A 20,091-nucleotide genomic window follows, 5' to 3' on the forward strand; every position below is an offset into this window, starting at 1 on the left:
GGCTATTTCGCGGTGAACCCGCCGTCGAACGGGATCACCGCACCGGTCAGTGATCTGCCGTTGGGTCCGGCCAGGGTGAGCAGGAGCTGGGCGACCTCGTCGACGTGAGCCACCCGGTTGATCAGGGGGCCACCCGCCAGGGCGACAGCCTGGTGTAGCAGGGCGAGCTGCTCGTCGGTGAGGTTGCCGTACTCCACCGGCGCCATGCCGCCGGGGCACACGCAGTTGGCCCGAATCCCATACTGCGCGTAGTCGACAGCAGTGGTGCGCGTCAGCGACACCAGGCCACCCTTGGCCGCGGCGTAGGCGCTGCTGCCCTTGAAACCGACCAGCGCCACCATCGATCCGATGTTGAGGACCGCACCACCGCCACGCTCCATCATGGATGGCAGCACCGCCTTGCTGAACAGGAACGGTCCGGTGAGGTCGATGTCGAGGAAGGCCTGCCACTCGTCGAGCGGCGTCTCGTGCAGAGGGTATGGGGTGGCGTGAATCCCGGCATTGTTCACCAGGATGTCGATACCGCCGAACTCCCGGATCGATTCCGCCGCGGCACGGTCGGCCGTGTCGGGTCGGGCCACGTCGCCGGCCACCACCAGGGCACGTCCACCCGCGGACTCGATGGAGCGCGCCACGTGTTCGAGCTTGTCGGCACGACGGCCCACCACGGTGACCGCCGCGCCCTCGGCTGCGAACAAGGCGGCCGTCGCGGCACCCAATCCCGTTCCCGCACCGGTGATGACCGCTACTGCACCGTCGAGCTGTCCCATTTCGTGTCCTTCCCAGAGGTCTCGGCACCGGCTGTCAGCGTTCCCTTGACCACCTTGCCCATGGCGTTTCGAGGCAGCGGACCGATGACGAAGTCGTCCGGCACCTTGCCGTGCGACACCATCTCGCGGGCACGGCCGCGCAGGAAGTCCGCGTCCAGCGTCACATCCTGGGCCGGTTCGACGAATGCGACGATGCGTTGTCCCAACCGGGCATCGGTCCGGCCGACGACGGCGATGTCGCGCACCTGCGGGATCTGACCGAGGATGCTCTCCACTTCGGCGGCATTGATGTTCACCCCGCCGCGGACGATCACGTCACTCCGGCGCCCACTGACCTGCACCGTGCCGTCGTCATCGACGGAGCCGAAATCACCAGTCGCCAAGAAGCTCTCGTCGTCGCGAAGCACCGGGCCGTCGGCGGTCCACACTCCGAGGGAGGGGCGGTAGAGCCGTGCCCACCGTCCCGAGTCGGCGGCACGCACCACCAGTTCGCCGTCGCACCCCGGCGGTAGCACCCGGCCGTCCGCGGCACACGCAACCACGCTGACATGCGGCAGGGGGCGGCCGCAGGCACCTGGCGCATGCGGCAGGGCCGGATCCTCCAGGCACACCGCGCCCGGCGCCTCGGTCATCCCGTAGCTACCCACCACCGGCACCCCGAACTTGCGCTCGAACGCTGCGCGCAATTCCTCGGCCAACCCGGCCGCGCCACTGCCGGCCAACCGCAGCGAGGACAACGCGTCCGCGGCGATCGCGTCATCGTGCACCAGGTCGTAGATGGTGGCCGGCACCAGGGCGCTGAGCATGGTGAGCCGCCGATCCCGGCAGGCCGCCGCAACTGCCCCGGCATTCATCCGCTCGACGGCCACGCAGGTGGCACCGGCGAACAACGTCGCCATCGCCCCGACGACCATCACGTTGTGGATACTCATCGGCAGGATCACCCCGACCCGGTCGCCCCGTTCGAGGTTCGCACCGGCCAGCGCCGCGGCGGCCAGCGAGACCCCGGCGCGGCTGTGCACGTGCGCCTTCGGAGTGCCGGTCGTCCCGCTCGAGAAGGCGATCGCGACCGGAGCCGACCGGTCAGGCACCGCGCCGTCGAACGGTTCCGAGCGGTCCTCGAGCACCCCGGCGAGCTCGGCGGATCGCAGCACCAGCCGTGGCGTGACAAGATCCAGCTGGCGGTGCTGTTCAGCCTGCGGCGCAACAGGATTGATACCTACCCAGACTGCGCCGAGCAGCGCGCATCCCAGATACAACTCAACGGAGGCGGTGCTGTTGGTGGCGACCACAGCCACCCGGTCGCCGCGGCGCACACCGCGGCGCGCGAGCGCAACGGCGATGGCCCGCGCGGAGGGCCCCAGCTGTGCGTAGGTCACCCGGTGGGCGGCATCCTCCAGCGCGATATCGGCCCCGTGTTCGCCATCGAGGAGGCCCAGGATGTCGGGGACCACGGCGGTCAGCTGCCGCACCACTCGGGTGGGCGCTTCTCGGCGAAGGCGCGGACACCCTCCTGGAAGTCGGGATGCTGCCAGTGTGTCTTCACCAGTCCGTAGCCGTATTCGATGGCCTGGGTGTACGGCATCTCCAGTGAACTCCAGATCGCCTGCTGTGACAGTGAGACGGCGTGCGGCGAGTTCGCGGCGATATCGGCGGCGATCTGCCGCGCGGTGGTCAGCAGGTCTCCTGGTTCGGTCAGCTCGTCCACCAGACCCAAGGCGTACGCCCGCTCAGCCGACAGCCGGAAATTGCGTCCCTGCAATGTCATTCGCAGCGCAGTGCCCAACGGGAGCCGCTTGGCCAGACCAATGTTCTCCACCCCGCCGACCATGCCGACATTGACATGGCTGTCGAGAAACACCGCCTTGGTGGAGGCGACGACGATGTCGGAGTCCACCACGAAGTGCAGGCCGGCCCCGGTGACCGTGCCGTTGACCGCGCAGACTGTGGGTTTCCAGACCCGGTTCTGGCGGGAGGTCAGCATCAGTTCCTGGTCGGCCCGGCCTAGGCCCACCCCCACCGAGCCGCGCTCGTTGACGCCGGAAAGGTCAGCCCCCGTGCAGAAGTGGCGCTCGCCGGCGGCGGTGATCACCACGCACCGGATATCGGGATCCTCCTCGATGCGCCGCCAGGTCTGGCGGAACCACCCCATGAGCGCTGGGGTCAGCGAGTTACCGTGGGCGGGGCGGTTCAGGGTGATCTGCGCGATGTGATCGGCAACCTCGAACAGTGCTTCGTCTGCCATCGAAACCTCCATGGTGACCTACGCCAGCGCCTGGTCAACCAGCCGGGCGGCGTCGGCCATATCCGGGATTTCGCAGGCCGCCACATACTCTCGACGCAACCGGGTGACGAGTTCGCCGACCGAGGGGATGTCCTCGATGAGGTCGATGCCCTGCCCCGCCGACCACAGGTTCTTCCACGGCTTCACTCCACTGGGCAGGTGCGCGTGGCTGAGCTTGCCCACCTCCGGCTTCGGCAGGTCGGCGGGGTCGAGCCCGACCGCCACCATGGACTCCACCATCCAGTTGGCGGCGACACCGGCGATGTCCGGGGTGTACATCAGCTCTGCGGAGGATCCCCGCAGCAGCATGGCCTTGTACTCGTCGGCCGCACGGGATTCCTGGGTGGCGATGAAACGTGTTCCCAGATAGGACAAATCGGCGCCGAGGATTTCGGCGGCACGGATCGCCGCACCGGTGCTGACGGCACCTGCCATCACGATCACGCCATCGAAGATGCTGCGAATCTTCGGAATCAACACCAGATGACTGATCGTGCCGGAATGCCCGCCTCCTCCGGCACCGATGCAGTTCAGTCCGTCGACACCGGCCTCGATCGCCTTCTCGGCGAACCTCACAGTGGTGACATCGTGGTAGATCACGCCACCCCAGTCGTGCACCCGGCGGGCGAGCGCAGCGGGATTACCTTGTGCCGAGATGATGATCTCGGCGCCGTAGCGCTCACACAGAGCCAGGTGTGCGGCAAGGTCGTCATCGTCGAAGCGGGTGGCCAGGTTCACCGCCAACGGCCCGATCCGCGCACCCGGATTGGCGTCGGCGTGGGCGTCCAGCGCCGAACGGATCTCGCGCAGCCATTCCTCGAACTGTTCGATGGTGCGCGCGTTCTGGCGGGGTAGTGCACCGATCAGACCTGCCGTGCAGGCCGCGGTCACCAGTTCCGGACCGGACACCAGAAACATCGGGGCGCAGATGGCGGGAAGGGTCAGCTTTCTGCGGACGGTGTCGTCGAGTGCCACCAGATCAGCTCCCAGAATCGTTCCACCGGACGCGAATTCGCGGCCTCCTCGGCTACGTTATCGGCGGCCCTGAGCGCTCAGATAGCACCGTTGCTGAAAACGCGACTTCACCCGTTCCCCGCAGACGAGCCGATTGGTCATCTGGCACCGTGGCGCGGGACTACCGTGGTTGGCTGGTGTCCTATGGAGGGAGAACGATGGACCCCGCGAACAGTTCCCGACCGCAGCCGGAATCGACGACGACTGCGGCAGAGAGAACTGACAACGAACGCAGCCGGTTGCTACGCGCCGCGATGGACGTCCTGCAGCGCAATGGCTGGTGGGGATTCAAGGTCGAGAGCGTACTGCGCCAGGCCGGCCTGTCGACACGCAGTTTCTATCGGCATTTCGACAAGAAGAGCGACCTGCTGCTGGCGCTGCTGGAGTACGAGCTCGGCGGTGCTGCGGTCAATCTGCGGCGGGTGACTGCGGCGGCGGCGACGCCCTCGGACAAGGTCCGGGCATATGTCGCCGCGACCATGGACATGGCCTACCGGGAAGACCTCGTCAAGCCGTCGTCGCTGTTCGCCTCGCACTGGCGGGAGATGCTGCCGGAGTACCCCGACGCCTTCGACCGCTGTGTCGCCGAGATGATGGCGCCCCTCGTCGAGGCCATCCGGGAGGGTATCGCCAACGGTGAGTTCACCTCGGAGGATCCCGAGGCGGATGCCGTCGCGGTGTTCTATCTGGTGGCTGGGGTCACCGCCGACCAGGCAACCCTGGGCGGCGTGACGCCGCGGGAGCAACTCGAGCACGTCGTGATGCCGTTCATCCAGCGGGCGATCGGCCTGCGCTAGAGGCCGACCTGCGCTGCCATCCGCTCCCGCTGCCAGGCCGGCTCACCGAACAGGATCTCCGAGGACTTCGCGCGCTTGAAGTACAGCTGGGCCGGGTGTTCCCAGGTGAACCCGATGCCACCGTGGACCTGGATGTTGTCCGAGGCCACCTTCGCATACGCGTTGCCGCAGTAGGCCTTCGCCAGTGCCGCCGCAGCCAACGGGTCGGCATCGTCGTCGTCGAGTGCCGCTGCGGCCCAGTACGCGGCCGAGCGCGCCGACTCCACCTCCAGCAGCATGTCGGCACACATGTGCTTGATCGCCTGGAAGCTGCCGATCGGCTTGCCGAACTGGACCCGGATCTTGGCGTATTCCACAGCCATATCCAGGCACCGTTGGGCGCCGCCGACCGCGTCGGCCGACCACAGCACCGCGGCGGTAGCCAATACCCGTTCGGCACGGGGGCCTGCTACGCCGAGCGGTCGTGCGGGGGCGTCGGCGAATTCGACGCGGGCCTGCGCCCGGGTGAGGTCGAGCGGGCTCAATGCGGTGACGGACACCTCGGGGCATGTCGCGTCCACCGCGTAGAAGTCGACGACGCCCTGCGAGGAACGTGCCGAAACGATGAGAACATCGGCGTGTTGTCCGTCGACGACGTACATCTTGACCCCGGCCAGCACGATGTCACCGTCAGCACCCGGGGTGGCGGTGGTCTGGGTGTCGGCGAGGTCCCACGACCCGGACTGCTCTGCCACGGCGAGCGTGCCGATCTGCTCACCGGAGGCCAACCCGGGCAGATAGTCGGCCTTGAGCTTCTCGTCGGCGGACAGGGTCAGCGCTGCCGCAGCGCTGACCGTCGCCAGGAGTGGCGCCACCAGCAGCGCTGCCCCGGCCGCTTCGGCCACCAGCGCCACGTCCCCGAACCCGAAACCGCCTCCGCCGTAGGCTTCGGCAATCACCAATCCGGCCACGCCGAGCTGACCGGCCAGCTGCGACCAGACCGCCGGGTCGGCCGCGCCGCCCTGTTCCATCAGCGTGCGCACCGCCTCCTCGGCGGAGTGCTTCTCCAGGAATCCATTGACGGCAGCCAACAGCTCCCGCTGTTCCTCGCTGAGGACGAAAGTCATGGTTATCGGTGTCCTCAGTTTCCGGTGAAGGCCGGTTCGCGACGCTCGGCGAACGCGCGCAAGCCTTCCTTGAAGTCGGTACTGCGGAGGGTGGCCTCCACCGACTTGGCCTCTTGCACCAAGGCGGCATCCAGGCCACCGGTGATCGGGTCGTTGATCAGCGCCTTGGTGTGTCCCAGGGAGAAGGTGGGCCCGGCAGCGAGTTCGGCGGCCAGGTCGACGCCTGCGGCATCGAGGCCGTCAGGCGCGACCACCTCGTCGATCAGCCCCCACTCGGCAGCGGTCGGCGCGGCTACCGGGCGCCCGCGCAGCAGCATCTGGCGGGCCCGACGGATCCCGATCAGTGTGGGCAGCAGGAAGGAACCGCCGCTGTCGACCGAAAACCCGCGCTTGCAGAACGGCTCGGCGAAACTCGCGTCGTCGGCGGCCAGGGTGAAGTCGGCGGCCACCGCCAGATGCAGGCCCAAGCCCAGTGCCTTACCGTGCACCACGCTCACGGTGGGGACGGGACAGTTCCACACCGCCGAGACCAGCCGGTGGGCACCGGCGGCCAACGCACGGCTCAGGTGGCCGGTGCGCGGCTTGCCGTCGGTGGCGTTTGCCGACACCAGATCCGCGCCGAGACAGAAGTTCCGGCCGTGCGCCCGGATCAGGATCGCCCGGATGCCACCACCGCCGTCGACGGCCTCGATCTGGTCGATCAAGGCGACACAATCCTGGTGCCGCAACGCGTTTCCCTTGTCGGGGCGGTCCAGCGTCAGCGTCAGCACCGAACCGGTCACCGCAGCGGTGACCCCGGCGTCGGCCCCGGGCTCGGTCACTTGCCGGCCGCCAGCAACTCGCCGTGGCGCTCGAACATGCGCAACGCGTCACGCTGCAGCTCCTTGGGCACATCGGGCAGCATCGCCGCGCCGTGCTCGCGACTGGGCAGGCTGATGGTGGCGTCGGCCTGTGCGGTGGTCTCACCCCGCTGGTTACGCACCTCGACCGCGACGTCGACAAGATGCAGGCCGTCCTCCTGCCGCTTGCCGTCCACCTTGCCGGTGAGGTACTGAATGTCGCCCTCGTAGTTGAACTTTCGGATCTCGTCGTGCTGGCGCACCACGAACGCTCCGTCACCCATCCAGTCGGTCAGGAAGTGGTGAATCCAGCACTCCCGCAGCACACCGTAGTCATAGGCACGTGGGTTACCGATCGCCTTGGCCCACTCCGAATCCCAGTGCACCCGCTGGGCCACATCCGGGACGCCGAAGGCGTTGTCGATGTAGAAGGCCGGGATGCGCTGGCGGTTCTGGTAGGCCAGCCGTCCGCTCTTGAGGCCGTAGGGAACGAACCCGTAGCCGCCGGCGTGGAACACGATGATGTCGGTGGTGGTGAGCGGGCCCTTGGCCATCGTGCCCATGTCCGCACCGACGACGACGTCCTCCCAGTACCGAGGTTCGGAGCCACGCAGCTTCTCGGCGGCGTAGATCTTGTCGAGTTCCTCGATGTCGGCCTTGGTGTATGCCGGGTCCTCGATGGTGCTGTACTTGCCGCGCTCACGCGCCTTCTTGCGTTCGGTGTAGATCACCAGTGTCCGGTAGACGCCGACGACCTCGCCACGCTGATTGATCTTGACGTCCCGCAACACCCGGATGACCGAACGGCCGGCGAACTCGGAGGCCTTCTCCTCGACCGACTCCAGTCCGGTGAAGCTGTACAGCGTGTCGCCGGGGTATACCGGCCGGTACCACTCCCAGGTGCCGCCGGAGACGAAGGCGTGGATTCCGCGGTAGCTTCCGCCACGAAGTTCCTTGGGCAGCTTGTCGCCCCGCAATGGCGCGTTGAGCACGGCGGCCATGATCTGGGGTGCGACTTGGCCACCCCACCGGGTGGCCTGGCCGTACGCCGGATCGGTGTAGAGCGGGTTGTCGTCACCGTAGCCGTAGGCGAAGTTGCGGATGGTCTCCGGAGTGGCGGTGGAGACGAGCTCCTGTCCACGAGCGGCCGACCAAACACCCAGGGCTGCGCGGTCTTTTGCCAGATCGGCGTCGTCGATCTCGGCGGCCGTTGCTTCCTTGAACTTGTCGGAAGTGGTGTCGGCGGTCTGGGTCATAGTGCCCTCCTTCTTGAGGATCGGTTTAGGGGTGTTCTCACAAGGCGGCCGAGAAGTTCGGCAATACTGCCGTTCCCGAGTCCTGCAACGCTGATCGGACTGATAGCGCTCGACGTAGGTGGAGATGGACGTCCAACTCCCAGGAGTAGCCCATGCCGCCGTGCAGGTGGATGGCGTCCTCGAGGACGCCGATCGCCGAGCGTGGCAACCATCGGGCTACGGAGGCGACCGAAGCCGACGCGGCCCCAGATTCCTGCACGCACTCGAGGGCCGCGAACTGTACGGCAGCTCTGGCCTGTTCGGTGACGGCATAGAAGTCCGCGAGCCGGTGCTTGACTGCCTGGAAACTACCGATGGGACGACCGAACTGCTCACGGGCCTTGACGTACTCGACGGTCTGGGTGAGGACCTTCTGCATACCGCCCACAAGTTCGGCAAGCGTGAGCAGGGTGAATTCACACCGGACTCGTTCACAGTCGCTGTCAGTCAGGCGCAGCACATCGCGCGGCTCGACACGCTCGAGTACGACGGCTGCGCTGGGACGGGTGGGGTCTATTTCGTTGCGGCTCAACGGTTGCGGCAACGTAGCGATGTCGAGGACGACGATGGCGGCCTCGCCGGTGTAGTCGTCCCGGGCCGGGACGGCCACGGCGTCGATCGGGGTGCCGTCGGGAATGGTGATGCGTCCGCTGACCTCGCCGGCGGCGGACAACACCGCCGTGTCGAACCCAGTGAGCACCGTGACTCGAGAACCTGCCGCCAGTTCGCGCACAAATGCCGCCCCATCCTGGTGCGCACTCCAGGCAGCGGCCAGCACGATCGTTGCGGTGGCCGGCTCGGGCAACAGAACCGCACCGAACGTCTCCGCGACGGCCGTCGCCTCCAGCAGTCCGGCGCCGATACCGTCCGGCTCGGGCAACCGCAGAACCGGAAGCCCCAATCCACACAGGGCCGTCCAGCGCCGCCGGTCGAACGCCTGCGAGCGGCCCGCTGCCCCGGCAATCGCTTCCGCATCACCGCGCCGTTCGAAGAAGTCCGCGATGGAATCGACGAGGGGGACCACGTCGTCGTCGAGAGCGAAGTTCACGACTACCAGAGAACTCGGTCAGACGAACCTGACGCAACAGCTGTCAGGCCTTTTGCAGGCAAATGGCATTCTCGCCCATTCGTCCGGCGAAAACTCCACTTTCGCTCTCGGCCGGTTCCAATCCGCTGGCCGGCTCGTACGGTCGTCAATGCCAGCAGCCTGCGATCGACAAGGAGGACGACCATGAACGCTGCCCCGATGTCAGGGCGGACCGGTATGCAGGACCTCCTTACCCGCTCCCGGATCTCGGCCCCCTCGGCCACGGGACTGATCGTTGACGGTGCGGAGTACACCTTCGAGCAGTTGGCCACGGCCGCCGAGGCCCTTGCCGAGAAGCTGCCCCACCGAACGCGAGTGGTCGTTGTGCTGGCGAACAACGCCGCCTCCGTTGTCGCCGCCCAGGCCGTCTGGCTGGCGGGCTGCTCGATAGTGGCTGCCAGCCCGATGGTGCCCGAGGCGGAGGTACGGCGCCGCGCCGAGGTGACCGCGGCATCGGCCTACCTGGTTCCAGCCGCCGGTGACAGTCTGGACGTCGAGATCCGTTCAACCGGGCGTCAGGAAACCGCGCCCACCGGCGAAGCGCTGGTGATGTTCACCTCCGGGACCACAGGCACACCGAAGGGGGCGTCGTTGACGTTCTCGGCGCTGCGCGGCAGCGTCGCCGGAATCGCCGCCGGCAACGGGCTCCCCGACGGCGGCCGCCCGCCTGCCGAACCGGCTCGCGACCCGCGGATCGTGCTGGTGCCGATCGCACATATGGGCGGCTTCCTGGGTGTGCTGACCGCATGGTGGTTGGGAAAGCCGGCCCTGCTGGTCGAAAAGTTCACCGCACAAAGGGTTTTCGATATCGCCCAACGCTGGCGGCTCGGCGTGCTGGGCCTTACCCCTGCGATGGTGTGGGAGCTGGCCCAAACTGAGCAGGACGGCTCCCTGCCCGGCGTCGACAGCGTCATCGTGGGAACCGCGGCGATTCCCGAGGCCACCCGCCTGGCCTTCGAAGCCAAATATGATGTGCCGGTTCTGCGGAACTACGGCCAGACCGAGTTCGCGGGGGCGATCGCCTTCGAACGCCCCGGCGACGTGGCCGCAGGTAAGCGCCCCGAAGGTACGGTCGGCCGGGTGGCACCCGGGGTCGAGGTCGTCATCGTCGACCCGGAGGGCAGCGCCGTGGCCACCGGTGGGGTGGGCGAGATACTGGCACGTGCCGCCTCGGCGATGACCGGCTACCTCGGCGACGACGGCCGGCCCGCCGGCTCGGATGAATGGCTGCACACCGGCGATCTCGGCAGGCTCGACGACGACGGATTCCTCTTCGTGGTCGGACGGGTTCGCGACATGGTCGTGTGCGGTGGATTCAATGTCTATCCCGCCCAGGTCGAAACGGCACTGAACGATCTGCCCGAAGTCGCCGACTCCGCGGTTGCCGGGCTGCCCGACGAGCGACTCGGTGAAGTGCCGGTCGCCGCTGTCGTCCTCAACAAGGGCGCACGGGCCGACGCCGAGAGTCTCCGCCAGGCTCTGCGATCCCGGCTGGCCCCCTACGAACTTCCCCGGCGACTGGTGTTCGTCGACGCGATTCCCCGCCATGACACCGGAAAGGTCAATCGTGACGAGATCGCTCGGATTGTGAAGACCCCATGACCATGACCACCCGGACCTTCGACTCCACGAAGCTCACCGACGCCGAGTTCCGCGGACAACTGCAGAAGTGGTTCGCCGACAACCCAGCACCGCAACTGCCTCCGCTTGCCGCAGTCGGTGATGACGATTCCACGGAATACCTTGCTGCCCAGCGCCAATGGCAACACCGCTTGGCCGACGCCGGCCTGGCCGGGATCGCGTGGCCCCGGGAGTACGGCGGGCAGGGCGCCTCACCGATGCGACAGCTGATCTTCCACGAGGAGCATCAACGTGCGGGCGGCCAAGGAGGGGAACCATTCTTCGTCGGTGTGTCACACGCTGGTCCCACGATCATCTCCCACGGGACAGACGAGCAGCGTCGCCAATGGTTGCCGGGAATTCTCAACGGTGATCTGCTCTTCGCGCAGTGCTTCTCCGAGCCTGGTGCCGGATCCGACCTCGCATCGATCGCCACGCGTGGGGTCATCAACGGCGAACACCTGGTGGTCACCGGCCAGAAGTGTTGGAACACCAGGGCTCACCAGGCCGACCTGTGTGAACTTCTGGTTCGCACCGACGCCTCGGATCGCTACGGCGGGCTGACCTACCTCATCGCCGACATGCGCATTCCGGGCATCACGATTCGCCCTATCACCACGATCACCGGCCGCACCGAGTTCTGCGAGGTGTTCTTCGACGATGCCCGGATTCCGCTGACAAGTGTGCTGGGCAACGTCGGGGACGGCTGGGCCGTCGCCACGGCCACCCTGCTGTTCGAGCGCAGCACGGCCTTCGCCGGGATGATCGTCGGACTGCAGCGGGTCGTGGTGGAGATCTCGCGGAACTGCGGCCGCGACCCGGTGCAACTCCATCGGTTGCAGGAACTGTCCGACGACGTGTTCGCGGTTCGAGCGCTGCTGTACAAGAGCGTCTCCGAGCAGGAGAACGGCGGCGAGCCCGGACCCGCCAGCAGCGCACTGAAGCTGGTTGCCACCGAATTGAACTATGCCTTGCGGAAATTCGCGGCCCTGCTTGACTCGGCTGAGTTCGAGCGGTACTTCGAATCGTTCGGGCTGCGGATCGGCGGCGGTACCTCGGAAGTCCAGCGCAACATCCTCGCCGAGCGCGTCCTCGGTCTGCCCCGGGAGCCACGCCGATGAGCGGACCCGATCAGACGGTCCTCGCAGAGCTGACCGAGTTCTTCGACGTCGAGTTGCCGCGGTTCCAGGCGGACTTTGCCGACAGCACGGGGTTTGAGGCGCGCCGGGAATGGCAGCGACGACTCGACACCGGCGGCTGGGTCGGGCTGAACTGGCCCACCCAGCACGGCGGCCGTGCGCTTGATCTTGCCACGCAGGTGGCGTGCGAGACGGCCATGAACAGTTCCGGAGCGCCTCAGATCGCCGGCTTCATCGGCGTCAATACGGTGGCGTCCGCGATCATGCACTTCGGGTCCGACCAGCACAAGCAGTACCTGCCCGGTATCCGCAGCGGTGCGCTCATCTTCTGCCAGAGCTTCAGCGAGCCCGAGGCCGGCAGCGATCTGGCCAGCCTGCGAACCCGGGCAGAGGCCACCGCCGATGGGTTTGTGCTCAACGGCCAGAAGGTGTGGACGTCGAACGCTACGGAGGGTGACCAGACCCTGGTCTTGGTCCGCACCACGGCCATCGAGTCGGGCGGTCGGTCACACCGGGGCCTGTCGTTGCTCCTGGTGCCCCTGGATCTGCCCGGCGTCACGGTGACTGGGATCCGACAACTCAACGGGGACAACGAGTTCGCCGAGATCTTCTTCGACGATGCCGCACTACCGGAGTCGGCACTGGTGGGACCTGTTGACGAAGGCTGGCGGGTGGCGATGAGCACGCTGGCACATGAACGGGCTGCGGCCATGATGCTGGCCATGCGTACCCGTGCCCTGGTCCGCAACGCTGCCCGGCGTGAGGCGGCCACCGTGCCACCGTCCCGCCGCGACGATCTGCTGCGCCTCTACCTGCGCTCGGAGGTGCTGGGGCTGTTGGCCGAACGCTCTGTCGCCGAGCTGGGCTCCGGAAATCCCGGCCCGGCCCAGTCAGTGGTGAAGCTCGCCTGGAGTCAGGTGGATCAGAGCTTCGCCGACCTGATGTTCAGCCTCCGGGGCGCGGCTGCCACCGCCGGACTGGCGCCGCAGGAGACCGAGGCGCTGCTCTTCAGCCGCTCGAGCACCATCGCCGCCGGCACCACGGAAGTAATGCGGAACATTCTCGCCGAGCAGGTGCTCGGTCTTCCCCGCGCCTGACCCTGCATCGTGACCGTGCCCGAAGGAAGTTGGAGGATGACGTGTCGTTGACATTGAGCGTCGAGCAGGAGGAACTGCGGACCGCGGTGCGCCGACTGCTGGAGACGAAAGCCACCAGTGCGGCGGTGCGCAACCATATGGAGACCGAGGCGGGCCACGATCCGGCGCTGTGGCAGCAGATGGCCGACCAGATGGGACTGCACGGTCTGGCGATTCCCGAGGAGTACGGCGGGTCCGGCTTCACGCTGTCCGAACTGGCGATCGTGGCCGAGGAACTCGGCAGGGCGTTGGTACCGTCGCCCTTCTTCGCGACCGTCGGTCTGGCCGCGCAGTTCTTGCTCGCCAGCGGAGACGACGATGCGTGCCAGCGTTGGCTGCCCAGCATCGCCGACGGCTCGCTGACCGCCACGGTCGCAGTGTGCGACGAAGCCGGGTTGTGGGACCTGGGCGCGATCCGCACGACGGCGACGGCACACGCTCAGGGGTGGTCGGTCTCGGGGACCAAGATGTTCGTGGTCGACGGTGATTCCGCCGGTCTGGTACTCGTGATCGCACGGGATAGCGACGGACTCGGCTTGTTTGCGGTGGAATCGTCCGACGACGCTGTCCGGCAGAGCCGGCTCGACGCACTCGATCCGACCCGTCGACTCGGGCGCATCGAGTTGGACAACGCGCAGGCCCGCCGCATCGCTCGGCCCGGGGATTCCAGCGGATTCCTGCAGCAGGCGCTCGACCTCGCGGTGGTGGTACTGGCGGCCGAGCAGATCGGTGGTGCGCAAGCGTGTCTGGACGACGCGGTGGCTTACTCCAAGGTGCGGGTGCAGTTCGACCGGCCGATCGGTTCCTTCCAGGCGATCAAGCACAAGTGCGCCGACATCCTGCTGCATATCGAATCAGCCAGGGCGGCAGTGCTGTACGCGGTGTCGCGGGCTGCCGATCCCGCCGAGGCCGAGTTCGGTGTCTGCGCCGCGGCCGCGGCCTCTTACTGCAGCCTCGCGTACTCGCATGCGGCCAAGGAGAACATCCAGATTCACGGCGGGATCGGCTTCACCTGGGAGCACGACTCCCACCTTCATCTGAAACGGGCCAAGACTTCCGAACTGCTCTTCGGGACACCGGCTGCACACCGTGCGCGGGTGGCCGAACTGACCGGAATCTGAGGAAGGAGTCACGATGAGCGACGCGACGACCACTCTGCCTGGTATCCGAGCAGCCGAAGCCGACACCGACGAGGAGTTCCGCACCGCGCTACGGACATGGTTGGCCGACAACCACCCCGGCCGGCGTCCGAAGGATCCTGCCGAGCGGCTGGCATGGCAGAAGCACTGGCTGGCAATGCTGTACGACGCCGGTTTCGCCGGTCCGAGCTGGCCGAGGGAGTTCGGGGGAATGGACCTGCCCTTCACCCGCCAGGTCATCTACCAGGAGGAGTACGGTCGTGCGCACCTGCCCGGGGCACTTGCCACCGGGTTGGGTATCGCCGGCCCGACCCTGATCGCCTACGGCACCGAGGAACAGAAGCGACGGTTCCTGCCCGCGATGTTGCGTGGGGATCAGGTCTGGGCACAAGGGTATTCGGAGCCCGAGGCCGGATCCGACCTCCCTGCGCTTCGCACCACGGCACGGCGAGACGGAGACGAGTACGTCGTGAACGGCCAGAAGGTGTGGAACACCGGGGCCGACCTCGCGGACATCATCTTCACGCTGGTCCGGACGGGAACACAGGAGTCCCGGCAGAAGGGCATCACGTACCTGCTGATCGACGCCCACGCCCCCGGAGTGACGATCCGCCCGCTACGTGACATCACCGGCGGCGCAGACTTTTCGGAGATATTCCTCGAGGACGTCCGCGTCCCGGTCGAGAACAGGGTCGGCGAGGAGAACGACGGCTGGCGGCTGGCGCGTACCAGCCTGGGCCACGAACGTGCCGCGTCGACCATGAATCAGGCGGCGATGTACCGCAGGGTGGTCGACGAGCTCATCGAACTGGCCCGTGAGCGGGGCGCAACGGCTGACCCTCTCGTTCGAGACCGGTTGGCCGATTTTGAAATTCGGGTGCGGATCATGCGCTACCAGGGCATGCGAACCATCGAATCGATCATCGCCAGAGGTGAACCGGGGCCGGGCGCCTCGACATCGCGGCTGTACATCAGCGGCTTCGAACAGGACCTCCACGAGTTCGCTCTCGAGCTACTCGGCAGCTACGCCACCTTGGGCAGGTCCGACCGGCACGCCGTTCAGCGGGGACGTTGGGTGTGGGGGTTCCTCAAGACCCGGGCTTCGACCATCGGCGCCGGAACCTCGGAGATCCAAAGGAATACGATCGCCGAGCAGGTCCTCGACATGCCGCGCGACCCGTCGATGCCGGCTCGGTGACCCTCAGCACGCGACGTTGATGCGGAAGGTTCCGGAGGTACGCGCGCTGGGGCTTGCGGCGTTGAAGCCGAACGCTTCGCCCTTGACATCCAAAGTGGACCCGATGGGGCGGATCTCGGCGCTTCCGTCGAGGCCTTGCCAGTAGCTGCCGGTGAAGCCGCCAATGTTGCGGATGCTCACGGATTTGGCGGCCAGACCACGTCCGTTGTCGACGACCATCGTCGTGCCAGCCTTTGAGTCACCGGTGGTGATCGTGGTCAGGTTGCCGTCCCGGACACAGGCGACTGCCGTGGTCGTGCCGGCATCCTGCCCGTTCACCGTGACAGAGGCCGTCCCGACGGCCAATTCCCCCGGCTTCAGGGGCGGTTCGACGGGGCCTTTGGAGCAGGCCGACAGTGCAGCGATGGCTACGGTTGCGCAAACGATGACGGCGAGGCGTTCTTTCACCGGCTCCACGTTACGAGCGGACCGGCCCCCGAGAACACCTTTCGGCCTGCTGCAAATGCGGTTCCCGATTCTGAGGCCCCAATGCGGTTCCCGTTCATCGCGCGGGAGAACACACTGAAGGTATGGCAGAGACAATCGGCATCGGTCAGCTCCGAGCGGATACCCGGGCGTATCTGCACCGCGTTGCCGGCGGGGACACGCTGGAGTTGGTCCGCCGTGGCCGACTGACCGCTCGGATTGAACCAGTCCCCCAGTATCCGGCGTCAGGACCGCCACCAGGTGGCCGCTCGACAGCAGGGGTGATCACGGTCGCCCTGTCGGGCTTCCGCTCGCAGGCGTCGCGCTACCTCGATCAGGTCGGGTCCGGCTGCACCGTGCATGTCTACCATCAGGGGCAACCATTGGCGCAGATTCGCGCGGCTGCCCAGTAGTGCTGCGCGGCAGGCTGATCGTGACGGACTCCCCAGCGCCCCGCGCGGCCGCAAGCAGCCGGCTGCAAGCCGACGCCGAACGCGAGCGGCTGCTGGCGGCCGCCATGCAGGTGCTCGAACGCAGCGGATGGTGGGGGTTCAAGGTCGAGAGCGTCCTCAAGGAGGCCGATCTCTCGACCCGGAGCTTCTATCGGCACTTCGGCAAGAAGGCCGATTTGTTGGTAGCACTGCTGGAAGAGCAGATGGCCGACAATGCCGGGTGGCTGCGTCAGCACACCGATTCGGTGACCACGCCGTACGCGAAAGTGTTCGCCTACGTCGCGGCACTGCTCGACATGGGCTACCTCGAGGACAAACGCAGGCCAACCTCGTTGTTCGGGTCGCATTGGCGCGAATTGATACCCGACTACCCCGAGGAACTCGAGCGTTGCATCGAGTTCGTGATCGCGCCACTGGCAGAGGCGATCACCGAGGGCACAGCATCAGGGGATTTCGACTGCGACGATCCCGTTGCGGACGCCCGCGCGATCTACTTCCTGGTCGCCAGTGTGACAGCCGATCAGGCGACGTTGTGCCCGGCTACGCCCCGCGACGAGATCGAACACATGTTGTTGCCGTTCATCGACAGGATGATTGGTCCGCACTAGCGTTCAGCGGCTAGGATCTTCACCCTTTCCATAGACTGCAACCACCACGCTGCGGTCGAAGCTGTTCTCCGACCACACTCCGATATCGACATTGCTGCAGTCGGTCATGATCTTGTAGTAGTCGGCCCGGTAGTACCACTGGTTAAGGATCTCAAGATTGTTGATCGCTAGGGCGGGATTGATAGCGACCGTCTCCGACACAGTTCCGCTGTAGCCGGCATTCCTGGCCCGGTCCTGCGCAGTCGACCCGTCGGAGCCGATATCGCCGTCGAGGGCGTGGTTGTTCAACACGTCCTCGGTCTGCCACTGCGCAGCAAGCCGCAGTTTGGGATTGATCCTGACCGTCGACTGGCAGCCGGCCTGCTGATGCAGCGTAACCACATTGGCGAAAACACTCTTGTTCAACCGGGCGTTGTCGGCCTGTGCGACCGGCATTGTCGGTAGCACTGCCACCGACAACACCGCACACGCGGCGACAGCGATACGCCTCGGATATCGTGTACTCACGCAGCTGTGCCCTTCATATCAGATCGGCTCAAAGCCCGAGATCAACCACCGATCGGCAACCTTGTCCAAGGTGACCCGCACGCTTGATGAGCTTTCGGCTGGAGCTTCGTTACCGATGGTGGTCGTTTGATCAACGAAAACTATTACTACAGAGTGGCTTTCGCTCGAAGAAACCGATCCTGCGACGGGTACCGTCGCGACGACCGAGACATTCTTCTGCTTCGATCCCGGGATGACGACGTCGTTGATCAGCTTGCTGTACTGGTCCCGGAACGATCCGGTCAGGCGGCCCCGCGCGGCGTCCAGATCTTTGTCCACCGTGGTCGGCTGATAGGTCAAGAGGGCGACGGTGCCGTCTCGGGCTGCCGCGACCGAATCTGTTGCCGCCTTGGCCGCATCGCGAGCCGAAGAGTCCTGCCATCGAAGAAATCCCGCCCCCAGCGCCAACAGCAGCGCGATGACCGGCAACACCAGGTAGCCGATCACGCGAACCCAGGCGCCCCGGTTGCTACGGCGTACATCCGGAGTTGTGTCGGCCAGCTCGTCGTTCGGCAACGGACTGCACGCGGCGCTGCCCTTCGAGAGTTCCTCGACAGGAGCCGCGGTCACCGGATGAACTCCACGTTGGCGACCTTGATCGTCTGCCCCACTCGCTGGACGTCGATTCGCATCCGCCAGCCCTTAACCTCGCCGGTATTGGGGTCGTTCGGACTTGTGGTCTTGACCTTCACCGCGACAACGACTTTCGCCGAGTCATCGGCGACGGACTCTAGCCCGGCCTCGGCAATCGATCCGACCGAGATGGATTGGGTTCTTTTGATCACTTCCACCAATGGTTGGGAACGCTGCTGGAAGTCGTCGTGGAATTTGCCCGTGGCCGAACCGAGCACACGGGCGACGTCGACATCCACCTTGGTGTAGTCCATGCTGGTCAGATCCACCGCAGCTTGCCGGCCTGCCTGCAGGAAGGCCTCCCGCTGTTGCTCGTCGTCGCGAGACCCGTTCGCGCGGTAGCCAAGCCAGCAGACCAACCCGAGAAGTACCGCGACTGTGACCGCTCCAGCCAACAGCGCCTGGCGCGCCGGCCGTAGCCCCGGCACTTCCTGCATACCGGGGGATGGACTGTCCGAGTCAACTACCTCAACCTCGGCATGGGCCAGGTCAGTCACTTCGGCGCTGGTGGTGTCAGCATCGACTCCCACGTCTTCTCCTGCGGTGCGTTCTGCGCCAAATCGGCCTGTGTGTACACCTTCCCGTCGGGAGCGATGTAGGACCCGGTCGCCTGGTCGTATTGCGCGACGGCAAGCGCCGGATTCGGCGGGGGTCCCGCCTCCGGAGCGGTCGCTTTGACTGGGTTGGGAATCAGGAACTCCCGCTGCGGAACGTCCTGGCCGGAGTTCGTCGCATTGGGATCGCCCTTCCAGTTCGCGCCGTCGTTGAGCGGTACGTAATCCTTATCGCTCTCGCACATCTTCGCCGTCGGCGCGCGCTTGCCGGGCCGGGTCTCACACGGCAGGTTCCGTACTCCGCGCACATCCTGCTGGGCATCCTGAGGGATCCGGCAGTACATGTCGCCTTCGATTCGTTCCGGTGCGTCGGTGAGAGCCGGGCTACGCCGCTGGGAAGCGGGTAGGTAGCCGGTGGTGCATGGCGGCGGCAGGTTCACGTCGAGGTTGAAGTCCAGAAAGCCTTCGGGATGGCCCGGATTGGACTTGTTGGCAACAAAGCTGGCAGCCCCCAGTGCGGTCGTTTGCGGCACCAGCACAAGGAGTTGTTCCAGACCGTCCTGGTAGGTAATCGCGACACGTCCGACGCTGACCAGATTGGCGAGGATGACCGGCAACGTGGGCTGTACCCGCTCGAACAACTGGCGTGCCTCGTCAACCGCGGGACCGGCATTGTTGAGCACACCACTGACCGAGCGGTCATTGTCCCGCAACTGTGCCGTGACGTCGGCGAGATGCGCTGCCCACGCCTGCACCTCACTGCCGGTGTCGGCTTGCGAGTTGAGGAGCGGCGCCGACTGATCAATGAGCGTGGTCAACGAGTCGAGATTGGCCCGGCCGTCGATCGCGAGGCTCGTCGACCCCTTGACCAGTCGCGAGAACTCCGGGCCCAATCCGCCCAGTGCGGTGTAGGACTCGTCGATCGCCGTCTTCAGGCTGTCATGCGGTATCGCCTTGAGCCCGCGGTTGGTGGCATCGAGCACCGTGTCGATAGCCGGCGGAACAGCAGTGTCCTTGAGTGGGATCACCGCGCCGTTCTTCAGCGGCGGCGAGGTGTCATCTTTGGGCAGAAGGGCCACGTACTGCTCGCCCAAGGCCGACTGACTGTGCACCTCGGCTTCGAGATTGGAAGGAATCTGCACACCGTCGTAGATCGACAGCACCGCTTTGACATGACCGTTCTCGGTCAGGCCGACGGATTCAACCTTACCCACCTGGGTGCCGCGATAGGTGACGTTGCCGGACGGGTACAGCCCGGCCGAGCGGGGCAGTTCCATGGTGACGCTGTAGCGCCCCACCCCGAACATCGCCGGGAGCTTGATGTAGCCGAAGACGAGAACGAGTCCGAAGACCAAGGCGACGACGGTAAAGATCGCCAGCTGAATCTTGATGCTCCTGCTCAAATGCAT

The 20,091-nt window shown here is 66.2% G+C and carries 21 protein-coding genes; 8 read left to right on the top strand and 13 right to left on the bottom strand.

The features are described from left to right. Window positions 1–2: 2 nt before the first annotated feature. The 4 genes from OG976_RS09875 to OG976_RS09890 are packed head-to-tail and all read right to left on the bottom strand — an operon-like array spanning window position 3 to window position 4,029. The gene (locus OG976_RS09875) at window positions 3–770 is read right to left on the bottom strand and encodes an SDR family NAD(P)-dependent oxidoreductase (RefSeq protein WP_328361213.1); all 768 of its coding nucleotides are present in this window, start codon (window positions 768–770) and stop codon (window positions 3–5) included. Next, window positions 746–2,245, bottom strand: coding sequence for a class I adenylate-forming enzyme family protein (locus OG976_RS09880; protein WP_328361216.1), 1,500 nt, complete (start codon window positions 2,243–2,245; stop codon window positions 746–748). The genes OG976_RS09875 and OG976_RS09880 overlap by 25 nt, the downstream gene beginning before the upstream one ends. Then, the gene (locus OG976_RS09885) at window positions 2,230–3,015 is read right to left on the bottom strand and encodes an enoyl-CoA hydratase/isomerase family protein (RefSeq protein WP_328361219.1); all 786 of its coding nucleotides are present in this window, start codon (window positions 3,013–3,015) and stop codon (window positions 2,230–2,232) included. Before OG976_RS09885 ends, OG976_RS09880 begins: the two co-directional genes overlap by 16 nt. An 18-nt stretch (window positions 3,016–3,033) precedes the next feature. After that, on the bottom strand, window positions 3,034–4,029 hold the full coding sequence (locus OG976_RS09890; RefSeq protein WP_328361222.1) for an NAD(P)H-dependent flavin oxidoreductase: 996 nt from the start codon (window positions 4,027–4,029) through the stop codon (window positions 3,034–3,036). 197 nt (window positions 4,030–4,226) lie between these two features. Between OG976_RS09890 and OG976_RS09895 the strand changes: the two genes are divergently transcribed. Further along, a complete protein-coding gene (locus tag OG976_RS09895) occupies window positions 4,227–4,865 on the top strand; it encodes a TetR/AcrR family transcriptional regulator (protein ID WP_328361224.1) in 639 nt (212 codons plus the stop codon). Here OG976_RS09895 and OG976_RS09900 read toward each other — a convergent pair. Genes OG976_RS09900 through OG976_RS09915 form a run of 4 tightly spaced genes read right to left on the bottom strand, consistent with a single transcriptional unit; the run spans window position 4,862 to window position 9,153 of the window. Then, window positions 4,862–5,971 (bottom strand): acyl-CoA dehydrogenase family protein, encoded by a 1,110-nt coding sequence (locus OG976_RS09900; RefSeq protein ID WP_328361226.1) that lies wholly within the window; start codon window positions 5,969–5,971, stop codon window positions 4,862–4,864. The two genes, OG976_RS09895 and OG976_RS09900, sit on opposite strands and share 4 nt — an antisense overlap. 14 nt (window positions 5,972–5,985) lie before the next feature. Then, window positions 5,986–6,792, bottom strand: coding sequence for an enoyl-CoA hydratase/isomerase family protein (locus tag OG976_RS09905; RefSeq protein ID WP_328361229.1), 807 nt, complete (start codon window positions 6,790–6,792; stop codon window positions 5,986–5,988). Next, the gene (locus OG976_RS09910) at window positions 6,789–8,066 is read right to left on the bottom strand and encodes an FAS1-like dehydratase domain-containing protein (protein WP_328361232.1); all 1,278 of its coding nucleotides are present in this window, start codon (window positions 8,064–8,066) and stop codon (window positions 6,789–6,791) included. The genes OG976_RS09905 and OG976_RS09910 overlap by 4 nt, the downstream gene beginning before the upstream one ends. A gap of 37 nt (window positions 8,067–8,103) precedes the next feature. After that, on the bottom strand, window positions 8,104–9,153 hold the full coding sequence (locus OG976_RS09915) for an acyl-CoA dehydrogenase family protein (RefSeq protein WP_328361235.1): 1,050 nt from the start codon (window positions 9,151–9,153) through the stop codon (window positions 8,104–8,106). A gap of 183 nt (window positions 9,154–9,336) precedes the next feature. On the opposite strand from OG976_RS09915, the gene OG976_RS09920 reads away from it, so the two are divergent. Genes OG976_RS09920 through OG976_RS09940 form a run of 5 tightly spaced genes read left to right on the top strand, consistent with a single transcriptional unit; the run spans window position 9,337 to window position 15,424 of the window. After that, window positions 9,337–10,794, top strand: coding sequence for a class I adenylate-forming enzyme family protein (locus OG976_RS09920; RefSeq protein WP_328361238.1), 1,458 nt, complete (start codon window positions 9,337–9,339; stop codon window positions 10,792–10,794). Continuing rightward, the gene (locus OG976_RS09925) at window positions 10,791–11,933 is read left to right on the top strand and encodes an acyl-CoA dehydrogenase family protein (protein ID WP_328361241.1); all 1,143 of its coding nucleotides are present in this window, start codon (window positions 10,791–10,793) and stop codon (window positions 11,931–11,933) included. The genes OG976_RS09920 and OG976_RS09925 overlap by 4 nt, the downstream gene beginning before the upstream one ends. Beyond that, the gene (locus tag OG976_RS09930; protein WP_328361244.1) at window positions 11,930–13,048 is read left to right on the top strand and encodes an acyl-CoA dehydrogenase family protein; all 1,119 of its coding nucleotides are present in this window, start codon (window positions 11,930–11,932) and stop codon (window positions 13,046–13,048) included. The genes OG976_RS09925 and OG976_RS09930 overlap by 4 nt, the downstream gene beginning before the upstream one ends. 41 nt (window positions 13,049–13,089) lie before the next feature. Then, window positions 13,090–14,208: an acyl-CoA dehydrogenase family protein gene (locus tag OG976_RS09935; protein ID WP_328361247.1), complete on the top strand. Its 1,119-nt coding sequence runs from the start codon at window positions 13,090–13,092 to the stop codon at window positions 14,206–14,208. Window positions 14,209–14,221: 13 nt separating this feature from the next. Then, window positions 14,222–15,424 carry an acyl-CoA dehydrogenase family protein gene (locus OG976_RS09940; protein WP_328361250.1) on the top strand — a complete coding sequence of 401 codons (1,203 nt, stop codon included), beginning with the start codon at window positions 14,222–14,224 and terminating at the stop codon, window positions 15,422–15,424. A gap of 3 nt (window positions 15,425–15,427) precedes the next feature. Here OG976_RS09940 and OG976_RS09945 read toward each other — a convergent pair whose 3' ends face one another. Further along, window positions 15,428–15,871, bottom strand: a complete 444-nt coding sequence (locus OG976_RS09945) for a lipoprotein LpqH (RefSeq protein WP_328361252.1) — start codon at window positions 15,869–15,871, stop codon at window positions 15,428–15,430. A 122-nt stretch (window positions 15,872–15,993) separates the two neighbouring features. Between OG976_RS09945 and OG976_RS09950 the strand changes: the two genes are divergently transcribed. After that, complete coding sequence (locus tag OG976_RS09950) at window positions 15,994–16,302, top strand: type II toxin-antitoxin system Phd/YefM family antitoxin (RefSeq protein ID WP_328361256.1); 309 nt, start codon at window positions 15,994–15,996, stop codon at window positions 16,300–16,302. A gap of 20 nt (window positions 16,303–16,322) precedes the next feature. Further along, window positions 16,323–16,949: a TetR/AcrR family transcriptional regulator gene (locus OG976_RS09955; protein WP_328361259.1), complete on the top strand. Its 627-nt coding sequence runs from the start codon at window positions 16,323–16,325 to the stop codon at window positions 16,947–16,949. A gap of 3 nt (window positions 16,950–16,952) precedes the next feature. Here OG976_RS09955 and OG976_RS09960 read toward each other — a convergent pair whose 3' ends face one another. The 4 genes from OG976_RS09960 to OG976_RS09975 all read right to left on the bottom strand — a co-directional run bounded on the left by OG976_RS09960 (window position 16,953) and on the right by OG976_RS09975 (window position 20,091). Further along, the gene (locus OG976_RS09960; protein WP_328363351.1) at window positions 16,953–17,384 is read right to left on the bottom strand and encodes a CAP domain-containing protein; all 432 of its coding nucleotides are present in this window, start codon (window positions 17,382–17,384) and stop codon (window positions 16,953–16,955) included. A 90-nt stretch (window positions 17,385–17,474) separates the two neighbouring features. After that, the gene (locus OG976_RS09965) at window positions 17,475–17,942 is read right to left on the bottom strand and encodes a hypothetical protein (protein WP_328361262.1); all 468 of its coding nucleotides are present in this window, start codon (window positions 17,940–17,942) and stop codon (window positions 17,475–17,477) included. Window positions 17,943–18,061: 119 nt separating this feature from the next. After that, complete coding sequence (locus OG976_RS09970) at window positions 18,062–18,625, bottom strand: mammalian cell entry protein (protein WP_328361264.1); 564 nt, start codon at window positions 18,623–18,625, stop codon at window positions 18,062–18,064. Beyond that, complete coding sequence (locus OG976_RS09975; RefSeq protein ID WP_328361267.1) at window positions 18,622–20,091, bottom strand: MlaD family protein; 1,470 nt, start codon at window positions 20,089–20,091, stop codon at window positions 18,622–18,624. The genes OG976_RS09970 and OG976_RS09975 overlap by 4 nt, the downstream gene beginning before the upstream one ends.

The organism is Mycobacterium sp. NBC_00419 (genome assembly GCF_036023875.1).
GTDB lineage: Bacteria > Actinomycetota > Actinomycetes > Mycobacteriales > Mycobacteriaceae > Mycobacterium.

Coding starts and splice junctions, on each gene's coding strand:
- OG976_RS09875 (WP_328361213.1), bottom strand. CDS start 770: ATGGGACAGCTCGACGGTGCAGTAGCGGTCATCACCGGTGCGGGAACG.
- OG976_RS09885 (WP_328361219.1), bottom strand. CDS start 3,015: ATGGCAGACGAAGCACTGTTCGAGGTTGCCGATCACATCGCGCAGATC.
- OG976_RS09895 (WP_328361224.1), top strand. CDS start 4,227: ATGGACCCCGCGAACAGTTCCCGACCGCAGCCGGAATCGACGACGACT.
- OG976_RS09900 (WP_328361226.1), bottom strand. CDS start 5,971: ATGACTTTCGTCCTCAGCGAGGAACAGCGGGAGCTGTTGGCTGCCGTC.
- OG976_RS09910 (WP_328361232.1), bottom strand. CDS start 8,066: ATGACCCAGACCGCCGACACCACTTCCGACAAGTTCAAGGAAGCAACG.
- OG976_RS09920 (WP_328361238.1), top strand. CDS start 9,337: ATGAACGCTGCCCCGATGTCAGGGCGGACCGGTATGCAGGACCTCCTT.
- OG976_RS09925 (WP_328361241.1), top strand. CDS start 10,791: ATGACCATGACCACCCGGACCTTCGACTCCACGAAGCTCACCGACGCC.
- OG976_RS09930 (WP_328361244.1), top strand. CDS start 11,930: ATGAGCGGACCCGATCAGACGGTCCTCGCAGAGCTGACCGAGTTCTTC.
- OG976_RS09940 (WP_328361250.1), top strand. CDS start 14,222: ATGAGCGACGCGACGACCACTCTGCCTGGTATCCGAGCAGCCGAAGCC.
- OG976_RS09950 (WP_328361256.1), top strand. CDS start 15,994: ATGGCAGAGACAATCGGCATCGGTCAGCTCCGAGCGGATACCCGGGCG.
- OG976_RS09960 (WP_328363351.1), bottom strand. CDS start 17,384: ATGCCGGTCGCACAGGCCGACAACGCCCGGTTGAACAAGAGTGTTTTC.
- OG976_RS09975 (WP_328361267.1), bottom strand. CDS start 20,091: ATGCATTTGAGCAGGAGCATCAAGATTCAGCTGGCGATCTTTACCGTC.